At 68.9% G+C, this 10,054-nt stretch carries 8 protein-coding genes; 1 reads left to right on the top strand and 7 read right to left on the bottom strand.

The genetic code is table 11. From position 1 onward, the window contains the following. Positions 1 to 19 precede the first annotated feature (19 nt). The gene (locus ACLJPX_RS02505) at positions 20 to 1,426 is read right to left on the bottom strand and encodes an MFS transporter (RefSeq protein ID WP_410598520.1); all 1,407 of its coding nucleotides are present in this window, start codon (positions 1,424 to 1,426) and stop codon (positions 20 to 22) included. A gap of 192 nt (positions 1,427 to 1,618) precedes the next feature. Between ACLJPX_RS02505 and ACLJPX_RS02500 the strand changes: the two genes are divergently transcribed. Further along, complete coding sequence (locus tag ACLJPX_RS02500) at positions 1,619 to 2,896, top strand: helix-turn-helix domain-containing protein (RefSeq protein WP_410598519.1); 1,278 nt, start codon at positions 1,619 to 1,621, stop codon at positions 2,894 to 2,896. On the opposite strand, the gene ACLJPX_RS02495 is transcribed toward ACLJPX_RS02500, so the two are convergent. The 6 genes from ACLJPX_RS02495 to ACLJPX_RS02470 form a co-directional block, all read right to left on the bottom strand. After that, the gene (locus ACLJPX_RS02495; protein ID WP_410598518.1) at positions 2,881 to 3,798 is read right to left on the bottom strand and encodes a helix-turn-helix domain-containing protein; all 918 of its coding nucleotides are present in this window, start codon (positions 3,796 to 3,798) and stop codon (positions 2,881 to 2,883) included. The two genes, ACLJPX_RS02500 and ACLJPX_RS02495, sit on opposite strands and share 16 nt — an antisense overlap. 205 nt (positions 3,799 to 4,003) lie before the next feature. Then, positions 4,004 to 5,773, bottom strand: a complete 1,770-nt coding sequence (locus tag ACLJPX_RS02490; RefSeq protein WP_410598517.1) for an alpha/beta hydrolase — start codon at positions 5,771 to 5,773, stop codon at positions 4,004 to 4,006. A 157-nt stretch (positions 5,774 to 5,930) separates the two neighbouring features. Then, on the bottom strand, positions 5,931 to 6,731 hold the full coding sequence (locus ACLJPX_RS02485) for a siderophore-interacting protein (RefSeq protein ID WP_410598516.1): 801 nt from the start codon (positions 6,729 to 6,731) through the stop codon (positions 5,931 to 5,933). 478 nt (positions 6,732 to 7,209) lie between these two features. Then, the gene (gene ppk2 / locus ACLJPX_RS02480; RefSeq protein ID WP_410598515.1) at positions 7,210 to 8,205 is read right to left on the bottom strand and encodes a polyphosphate kinase 2; all 996 of its coding nucleotides are present in this window, start codon (positions 8,203 to 8,205) and stop codon (positions 7,210 to 7,212) included. Further along, complete coding sequence (locus ACLJPX_RS02475) at positions 8,160 to 9,143, bottom strand: serine hydrolase (protein ID WP_410598514.1); 984 nt, start codon at positions 9,141 to 9,143, stop codon at positions 8,160 to 8,162. Before ACLJPX_RS02475 ends, ppk2 begins: the two co-directional genes overlap by 46 nt. Continuing rightward, positions 9,140 to 10,030, bottom strand: coding sequence for a LysR family transcriptional regulator (locus tag ACLJPX_RS02470; RefSeq protein WP_410598513.1), 891 nt, complete (start codon positions 10,028 to 10,030; stop codon positions 9,140 to 9,142). The genes ACLJPX_RS02475 and ACLJPX_RS02470 overlap by 4 nt, the downstream gene beginning before the upstream one ends. Positions 10,031 to 10,054: the final 24 nt, after the last annotated feature.

Genomic DNA, 10,054 nt, shown 5'->3' with positions numbered 1-10,054 from the left:
GACGGCGCCGCGGCCATGCTCACCGGGAAGAGAGAAACGTGGCACCCCGCTTGTCACTTCGGGACGGACTTTGGCCGGCCCGGTCGTTCAGCAGCCGGAGCGCGAGCAGCGCGCCGAGGAGTTCCAGCCCCGCCGCGGTCAGCAGGCCCGCCGTGTAGCCACTCGCCAGCGCGGACGCCGTGCCGTCGTCGAGATTCGCCGTGCGCACCACCGCCAAAACCGTCCCGATCAGCGCGACACCCAGCGCGCTCGACAGTTCCCGGGACGCGGTGAGCAGGCCGGAAGCGGTGCCCGCGTACCGCTCGGCCACGATTTCCAGCGCATACGAGGTCAGCGGCGTCGTCAGGGCCGATCCGGCCCCGATCAGCACCAGCCCGGGGATCCTCGGCGGCACTTCCGGCAGATGGTTGACCGCGGCGAGGACCAGCAGTCCGGCGGCCACCGTGGCCAACCCCGCCGCGACAGTCCGATGTGGACCGAATCGCGGTACCGCCCAGGGCACCAGCGGTGTCGCCGCGACGACCGCGACCGCCACCACCACCAGCGGCAATCCGGCGAGCACCGGGCTGAGTCCGAGGGATTCCTGGTGCAGCAACGGCGTGAAGAAGAAGACGCCCGAAACCCCCAGACCCCACAGCAGTTGCACGGTGAGCGCGCCGACGAAGACCCGCTGACCGGTCAGTTCCGCCGGTACCAGGCGCTCGCGCGCGCGTCTTTCCCTGAACACGAACCAGATCGCGAAGCCCGTTCCCGCCGCGCCGAGCACCGCGGGCAGCAGCGCGCCGCCCTCGCCCAGTTCCACCACGGCGGCGGTGACCAGGACCATCCCGGTCGTCACCACCAGCATCGAGAGCACGGCAGGTCTGCCTGTCGCCGGATCGCGACCGGCGGCGGCGACCCGGCGCAGCAGGAACAGCATCGCCGCCACGAAAGGGAGATTGACGAAGAAGATCCAGCCCCAGCCCAGGTATTCGCTCAGCACGCCGCCGAGTGTCGGGCCGAGCGCCAGCGCGGCCGCGAGACAGGCCGTCCACACCGTCGCGCCGACAGCCCGTCTTCGCGCGTCGAGATTGGTGCGCAGCAGGCTGAGCAGGGCAGGTACGAGGAACGCGGCGGCGGCGCCCTGCAGTACCCGGGCGGAGATCACGAGCCACGCCGTCGTGGCCAGCCCGCCCGCGATCGCGCCGGCGCCGAACGCGAGCAGCCCGGCCCTCAGGGTCGCGGCCTGTCCCCAGCGGTCCACCAGGGTGCCCGCCACCGGCAGCAATCCGGCGAACGGGAGCATGTAGCCGATACTCACCCATTGCAGGGCGGGCAGATCCAGGCCGAGGTCACGGGCGATCGAAGGCGCGCCAGCGGCGACGATCGTGTTGTCGAGGGTGGTGACGAACGCCCCGAGCGCGATCATGACCAGCGTCGGAATCATTTCTCACCTCGTGAGTGGTAATGACGGTTGGAACCGTCTTTACCACTCACGAAACGCGACCCCTGTCCCAAGTGACAATTTCCGCCGTCCTTCTTCGTACCGGCGACATAAACCCCCTACGGCGGTTGCCAACTTCCTCACCCGTGTGAGTACATGTCGTGCGCGTACGTCGTCGTGCGGCAAGGAGTAGCCATGACCCGAACGGCCACGAATCCCGGACGGGATCTCGTCCCGCGGCCCCGAGGAGCGGGGCAGGCACAACTGCTCTGGTGCTCACTGCCCGCCGAGGTGGCCCGGCGTTTCCGGCCGCACGCCGATCCGCTCGCGCGGCGGATCCTCGAGGAGATCCAAGAGGCCGTCCCCGAGTACGGGAAACCCCTGGACGGCGAGTTCGGCAAGGTCATCGTGCGGGCGATCGAGCAGGCGGTGGTCAGCTGCATCGACAGCATCGGAGGACTCGGCTCGCCCCCGGACGACTGGGTGCGGCTGTTCGTCGAAGTCGGCAAGCGCGTGCATCGCGACGGCGGAAGCCTGAACACGCTGCAGGCCGCTTATCGCGCCGGCGGTCGCGCCGCGCTTCGCTACGTGGCGAAGTTCGGCCAGGCACACCGCCTTCCCCCGGCCGTCCTCTGTATCGGCGCGGAGGCGATTTTCGCTTATGTGGACGAGATCTCGTCCCATTCGGTGGAGGGCTACACCCTCGCGCAGGCGACCGCGACCGGCACGCTCGAACGGCGGCGGAGACGGCTGCTCGAACTGCTCCTCGCCACTCCTCCGTCCTCCCCCTCGACCATCGCGACGATGGCGAAGGCCGCGCAGTGGGAGATGCCGGAATGGATCTGCGTCGTCGCGCTCGACCCGCGCGCCGAACAACACCAGATCCCCGCTCCGCGCGTCCCCGACGACGTCCTGCTCGATCTGGAGGGCAACGAACCCTGTTTGCTCACCCCGAATCCGGGTCGCGATCTGCGCGGCCTCGACGGCAGGCTGCCGGGCTGGCGTGCCGCCGTCGGCCCGCGGGTCCACCCGGCCGACGCCGCGAACTCGCTGCGCTGGGCCAGAAGCACCCTCGACCTGGTGAGCCGGGGTGTGCTCGAAGACCGGCCGGTGACCCGCACTTCGGACCACCTCGCCACCCATTGGCTCCTGCTCGACCGCTTCCTGCTCGACGAGGTGTCGAACAAGGTGCTCGCGCCGTTCTCCGGTTTGACGGTGAAACAGCAGATCCGGCTCGCGGAGACGTTGCTGGCCTGGCTGGAGCACAACGGGAGCACACCGGACATTGCGCAGGCGCTCGGCATCCACCCGCAGACGGTGCGCTACCGGGTCAGCCAGCTGAGCGACCTGTTCGGCGACCGCCTCGCGGATCCCGCGCAGCGCTTGGAAATCCAAATGACCCTGCGGGCACACCAGCTCTTGGGCACGCGCCCACCGGAAGAGTCCACTTCGGACGATCAGAGCCAGCGCTGACGCGACGCCTGCGCGCCGAGCTGGAACCGGGTCTGCGCGCCCAGTAGTTGCTGCAGACGGCTGATCCGACGGAGCACCGTGCGTTCGCTGATGCCGAGCTCGCGGGCGATCGCCTCGTCGGTCATGCCCCCGCTCAACAAGGCGAGCAGACGGCGGGTGGCGAGAGTCGGCTCCTGTGCCGCCTCCGCGTCGTCCGGACCGCCCGCCCGGACCGGTACGGCCATCCGCCAGAAGGATTCGAACAGTTCGATCAACGCGCTCAGCAGCATCGACGGGTGGATCAGCAGCGCCAGCACGTCACCGGCGTCGGAGTTCGGGACGGCGATCAGCGCGCGGTTGCTGTCGGCGATCACCAGCTTCAAGGGCAGCCGGGGGAAGACCCGGGCCTGCTCCCCCAGGGCGATACTCGACTGCACCTGGGCGAAGCCGTCGTCGTCTTGGAGCACGGACGAGTCGTAGACGACGCGGTAGCCGATGCCTCGCGCCATCGATCCCGGCTGCACCGTGCTCACTTCGGGTTTCGGGCTCATGTACGACCCGGGGTCCAGCGCGACGATGTCCACGCCCGACTGCGTCTGCATGGCCTCGAAGGTGGCGATCACCTCGTCCCGGCTGCGGAGCACCTCGACGAAGTCCGCGTCCCTGCCCGTCCTCAACGAGTACGCGGCGCCGAGTACCTCGGCCGCTTCCCGTGCGCGGATGGCCGCGGCCTCATGCTGCGCGGCGAACGCCGACAGCGCCGCCCGCGGCGGGCACACCTCGACCCCGGCCGCACCGGACCGGACCAGGCCGAACCGCTCAAGCTCGGCCAGCTCGGCGCCGGGCGTGATCGGGCGCCCGTCCAGCAAGGCCCGATACAGCTGCTCGGCCTCCACCGACAGGCCCCGCGACTCGGCGAGCATGACGCTTCTCCTCCCCCACCCCAGGACTCAACCGCTTGACATCGATGTCAAGCCTCACGGAACCACTGTTCCGCTCACTGTTCTTGAGGGGGAAAGCGCCGGGTTCGTGCGCCTGAACCGGTAACGAAAGGATCACAGATCCACGCCGAAGAGACTCCCGCGAACCAGTACGGCTCGCGGGAGCCTCGTTCAGCGCCCTCGGGGACTAGCTGTTGGCAGGCATCCCCTTCTCGTCGGCCTCCGGCGTGGCGGTGCCTTCGAGCAGTTCACGGACGATCTCGTTCGCCTTGCGCACCTGGGGCGTGATCATCTTGATCTTGATCTTCCCGTCGTGCCCGAGGTTGCCGCCGACCTCGACCGTCTTGTCCTCACCCGGCAGGGGCAGGCCCTGGCAGCCGGTGAACTTCTTCTTCGGGGTGAGGCCGGTCTGGAAGTAGGCGACGATCGGGTCGTCGACGCAGTCGGTGTTGTACGGGAAGATCCCGTGGCTGCCTTCGTTGTCGACGCTGATCATCTTGGCGCCCGGCAGGCCGTTCGCGGTGGCGAGCGCACCCTCGTACGGCGTGGCCGCGTCCAGTTCGGTCTGCGCGATCAGCAGCTTCGGGAACGTCTTCGCGTCCGGGGCGGGCTTGGCGTTGGTGGTCTGCCAGAACGCGCAGAGCGGGGCGCCCGACTGAGCCATGATCGGCGCGATGAAGGGCGCGTTCACGGTCAGATCGGCCTGCCAGAAATTCCAGTAGTGCAGGTTCTGGTTCCACTGGCCGTCCTGGCAGCGGATCGCCTCGAACGCGGCGTCCCAGGTTTCGACTTCGGCGCCGCCCTGGTAGGAGGCCTTGCGCTCGACCGAGTCCTTCTTCGCGATGGCCTCCAGCGCGTTGCCCTTGGCCTTGTTCAGGAACGCCTTGTTCGCGTCGGTCAGACCGGGCGTGGTCAGCGCCTCGGCGACGACCCGCTCGAGCTTCTCCGCGTCGGTTCCGGTGGTCGCGGGCTTCTTGGCCAGCGCGGCGACCATCGAAGCGGCCGACGGGTACTGCGTCGTGTCGTACATCGCCGGGATGATGAACCAGGCGGCGTAGAGCATGCCCGCGAACTCCCGGGTGCCACCGGCCTTCTCCCAGTTACGGCGGATCTCGAGCGGGTCGGTGCCCGTCTTGTACTTGGCGTCGTTGCGCGCCATGTACGGCAGCAGGGCCTCCTGGAACTGGCGGTCACGGCTGCGCGGCTGCAGGTCCCAGGTCTTCTCGAGCGTCGAGCGGCTCGCGTCGGTCGACGAGTCGAGCAGGAACCGGTGCGCCTTGCTCGGGAACGTGGTGGCGTACCAGGTGCCGAGCCACGTGCCGTACGAGTAACCGATGTAGCTGGTCTTCTTCTCGCCGAGCAGCACACGGATGAAGTCCATGTCGTACGCGGTCTGCTCGGTGGTGATGAACTTCGTCAGCGGGTTCTTCAGGCAGCCGTCGACCTTCGCCCGGCTGATCACGTTCTGATCCGTGCTGTCCGGGACGGTGTAGGTACAGGTCAGCGGGGTGCTCTGACCGACGCCGCGCGGGTCGAAGCCGACGAAGTCGTACTGCGAGGCCAGCACCGGGCTGCGCATCGCCATCGCGGCGCCCCACGGCAGGCCCTCGCCGCCGGGTCCACCCGGGTTGACCAGCGCGATGCCCTGACGGCCCGTGCCGGGGTACGCGGTCGCGGTCTTCGAGACACGGACGCCGATGGTGTTGCCGTCCTGCGGGTTGTGCCAGTCACGCGGCACCTGGACGGTGGCGCAGGCCAACCCCTTGACCTTCTTCAGCGCGGCTTCCGTCGCCGGGGCGACCGAGGGGAACGAGCACTCGCCCCAGGCCACGGCCTGTTTGGTCAGCGCGCCCGCGAGCGCCGCGGTGTCCGGGTCGGCCTTGGCGGCAGGAGCCGCACCCGCCGCGGGAGCCAGCACCAGGCCCGAAGCCAGGAAGGCGCCGGCGATCACCGCCACCGTGCCTCTCCGCGTCTTTCTCGTACTACTGATCACCATGATCCCTTTCGACAGGAGCCCCCGACGTCCGTACGTGAAGTAAAGACCGGTGATCAGCTTTCCTACACGGCCGGGGGATGGCGGATACCCGACATGGCAGGATCTCGACACCTCCGGTTCACCCGGGGCTGGACCAGCCGTGTCGCCAATATCCGGCGAAGGAGATGTCCGCTTTAGCCGCGCCCCGCTCGGACACCAGGTGGCGGCGCACCGCTGTCGCGAGGCGGGACTCCCCCGCGACCCACGTGTAGAACCGGCCGGGCGGCAGCGACGCCTGCTGGACCGCCTCGAGCGCGAGACTTCCCGGACGCCGTCCCGGATCGTCCCGGCCGAGCCAATGGATGCGGACGCGGTCGGTGCTGTCGTACCGGCGGATGTCGGCGGCGGTCGGCACTTCCAGGAAGACTTCCGCGGCAAGGGATTCCGGGGCGTCGTCGAGAATCGCCAAGGCGGCGGGAAGGGCACTCTCGTCGGCGACGATCAGCTGCCTGCCGACGTCGTCCGGTGGCCGGTAGGTCGTGCCCATGTCGAAGATGCCGGCCGGATCCCCTGGCCTCACCCGCCGTACCCAATCGCTCATCGGCGAGCTGCCGTGGAGGGCGAACTCGATGTCGACCTCGTCGTCTGCGGGCCTCGCCCGGCGGATGGTGAGGGTGCGCACCCAGGGCCGGACCGACTTGGGCAGCAGCATCACCTGCGGCATCCAGGCCTCGTTCGAGAAGGTGGGCATCCGCAGGCGGTCCTGACCTTCGCGAGGGAAGAACAGCCGCACCGTCTGATCCGCGCCGGTCACGACGAGATCCTTCAACGCCGGGCCGCCGAGGGTGACCGACACGAAGTTCGGGCTCAGGCTGACGCGCTCCTTCACTTCCAGCGTGATCATCTTGCGCGAGGTCGGGGCCTGAAGGCGTGGGATCACTTCGGCCCCCAGATGTTTTCGCAGGTCATGACACAATTATGAGCATTTCCTCAGTTCTTGGGTACTCGCTTTCACCGGCTCGCGGGAGGTGTCCGGACCAGGGCTTGCGCGGCTGGCGGGGCGGGGCTGCTCACGTTTGCCGGGGCGGGATGACCGGTGAGGCGTGGGTCGGGACCGTGGTCCGTAGACAGCAGCGCGGCGCCGGAGGGCACTGGGTCGGGGTGGTCGTGAGTGGCGATTCGGGTTGGAGCGGGCCGGTGTTTGCCTACCTACGCGTGACCAGGGCGAAGGTGTAGTGCGGTAGTCGAGGGGGGTCGCTCCGGTCTCGGAGTTCGATGACACCGGAATCTCACCGCGGCAGGTTCGAGCGTGGAGGATGAAGGAATTGGGACGTTGAGTGTCCCGATTCCTTCATCGTCGACGGGGGTCGGAGTGGTCTCGGAGCTTGACCCACGCCACACCGGACGCACGCCGCTACCTAGGGAGACTCGTCCGATTCCGGATGCAGGCCCGGCCCGTGATCGGGGTACTCCAGCCGCGCGATCGGGGTCGGACTGAGCGACGCTTCGTCCTCCCCCTCCTCCAGAAGGGTCGCCGCGGCGCCGACCACCTTCAGATCCGGCTCACCGACGGTGTCCTTGTCCTTGTCGGCGTAGTCGACGCGCGCGAGCACGCTGCGCATCGCCTCGACGCGCGCGCGTTTCTTGTCGTTGCTCTTGACCACCGTCCACGGCGCGATCTCCGTGTCGGTGGAACGGAACATCGCGACCTTCGCCTCGGTGTAGGCGTCCCAGTGGTCCAGCGATTCGACGTCGTTGGCGCTCAGCTTCCACTGGCGCACCGGGTCGACCTGCCGGATCAGGAACCGGGTGCGCTGCTCGGATTTCGACACCGAGAACCACAGTTTCACCAGGATGATCCCGTCGTCGACGAGCATCCGCTCGAAGGTCGGCGCCTGCCGCATGAACCGTTCGTACTGGTCGTCCGCGCAGTACCCCATCACCCGTTCGACGCCGGCGCGGTTGTACCAGGACCGGTCGAACAGCACGATCTCGCCCTCGGTGGGCAGATGGTTCGCGTACCGCTGGAAATACCACTCGCCCTGCTCGCGCTCGGAGGGTTTGCTCAGTGCCACCACCCTCGCGCCGCGCGGGTTGAGATGTTCGGTGAACCGCTTGATGGTGCCGCCCTTGCCCGCCGCGTCCCGGCCTTCGAACAGGATCACCATGCGGCCGCCGGTGGCCTTGATCCAGTACTGCAGCTTCAGCAGTTCGATCTGCAGCGACCGTTTCACCACGTCGTATTCCTCGCGCGACATCCGTGCCGGGTACGGATAGTTCTCCCGCCACGTGTCGATCGGGGAGCCGTCCGGGCGGCGCAGGACCGGGTCGTCGGCGTCCTCGTAGTCGACGACGAGGCGTTGGTCCCTCAGTTCCGGGAAGTGCGCGGCGAGATCAGGCGATGGGTCGAGCACATGCCGCTGATACCCGTGTCCGGCAGCGCGCAAACGTGGCCCGCGCGCAGGTGGTCGCGCAGCGCCCGCGCCACGCGGGCCATCAGCACCTCGGCCTCCGGCTGGATCGCCGCGGGCACCCGGGATTCGGTCAGCGCGGCGATCGCGTAGGTCCCGCCGTCGGCGTGTTCGACCACCCCGACCTCGTGCCGCAGGTTCAGCAGTGTGCCCGTCTTCGACGACCATTTCGTGGCGTCGGAGACGAAGTCGGGGCTCAGCCGTTGACGCAACAGGTTGAGCCCCATCAGTTCACGCACCCTCGACGCCACCCCGTCGTCCACTTTGGACGGTGTCCACAGCGCTTCGAGCAGGCTCGTGAACGCGCGGGCCGAGCCGGAACTCGCGCGCGTGACGTCGAGCTGGGGAACGGGATGTCCTTGCCCCGCGGTGCCCGCGTTGATCGCGAGGGCATGCGCGAGGTGGACGTCGGTGGGGTCGAAACGTTCCGCGGGCGTGTCGCTGAGGTCCGCGACCGGATGCCGCGCGGTGATCCCGGAAACTCCCCAGTCGCGCGTCATCCTGGTGACTTCGGCGGGTGGCGTCAGCGCGAAGAGGGTGTCGGCCGCGGTTTCGTCACTGATGGCCATGCTGAGGTAAAGCAGGTCGTCGATCGCCACCCTGGCCGGATGCCGGAACCGGGTCAGCCCGGTCGGCCCGGGCGCGGTGGCGCGGCCCGGCTGGACGTCGATCGGCGCCGAACCGTCGAGTTCGCCCCGGCGGATCCGCTCCAGGGTTGCCGCGGCGAGCGGGATCTTCACCAGCGAGGCGCTCGGGAACTCCAGGTCGGGGTCGATGCCGATCTCATACCCGGTCCGCAGGTCGCGTACCAGGAACGAGCCCCGCAGGCCGCCGTCGTCCAGTTCGGCGCGCAACCGCGAGAGCAGCGTTTCCGCGTTCATGTCGTCTCCTCGGTTTCGTCCGCGCCGAGACACCGGGCGATGTCGGACCACAATCGTGCACGGAGCCGCTGCGCGTCCTCGCCGGGCCCCGCCGCGATCTCGAAACCGCGGGCGAGCCGGATCTCCCCGATGGGCTGCCAGGCCAGGCCGAGTTCGACGGCCTGGGCCGTCGAACACAGCAGCAGATCGTCCGAGCCGTACACGGCCGCCGCGGCAGCGGTGAGCGAATCGGCGACGGCGACCTGCGCCGGGCGCAACCCCACCGAGTCGCGAATCCGGAACAGGCGGTCGCGGAGATGCGGGACGTCGTCCTCCGGCTGGATCCAGACCCGCCGGGGCGTCCGGCCGGACCGGCCGACACGCAGTGTTTCCAGGTGGAACGAACCCGTTCGCGGCCTGCCTCCACCGGCGACACCGAGAGGGACGCGCCACACGCCCTCTTCGGCGGGAACGGCGGCGAGAGCCGCGCGGACCTCTTGGGTGCGCACGAGTTCGGCTCGTTCCCGCGGCGGGGCCTGCCGGAATTCCAGGAAGACGTCCAGTGCCCGCGCCGCCGCGTCGAGTTCGGCGAGTTCGCGAGTGGGGCAGGTTTCCGGCATCGCGAGCCGCAGCGGGCGCAGTTTGGCTCGTTGCGCATCGTGCTCCATGGCGTCGGCCAGGGTGACCAGCCGTTTCGCCGACGGCAGCATGTCCCTGCCGAACGGGGTGAGCCGGGCGCGCCGGGTGGAGCGGTCGAACAGCCGCTCGCCGAAATGCCGTTCCAGCGCGGCGATCCGACGGCTCGCCACCGGTTGGGGGATGCGGGCGATCGCGGCTCCCGCGGTGAAGGTCCCGGCCTCACTCACGCTCACGAACGCCCGGCAGCTGCCGATCAAGTCCACGACCACATACTATGCGGCTTTCGCATGGAA

Source organism: Amycolatopsis sp. lyj-90 (assembly GCF_046549035.1).
Taxonomy (GTDB): domain Bacteria; phylum Actinomycetota; class Actinomycetes; order Mycobacteriales; family Pseudonocardiaceae; genus Amycolatopsis.
Note: the sequence above shows the minus strand (reverse complement) of the source record. Positions and strands in the feature narration are given on the sequence as shown.

Coding starts and splice junctions, on each gene's coding strand:
- ACLJPX_RS02495 (WP_410598518.1), bottom strand. CDS start 3,798: ATGCTCGCCGAGTCGCGGGGCCTGTCGGTGGAGGCCGAGCAGCTGTAT.
- ACLJPX_RS02500 (WP_410598519.1), top strand. CDS start 1,619: ATGACCCGAACGGCCACGAATCCCGGACGGGATCTCGTCCCGCGGCCC.
- ACLJPX_RS02505 (WP_410598520.1), bottom strand. CDS start 1,426: ATGATTCCGACGCTGGTCATGATCGCGCTCGGGGCGTTCGTCACCACC.
- ACLJPX_RS02475 (WP_410598514.1), bottom strand. CDS start 9,143: ATGAACGCGGAAACGCTGCTCTCGCGGTTGCGCGCCGAACTGGACGAC.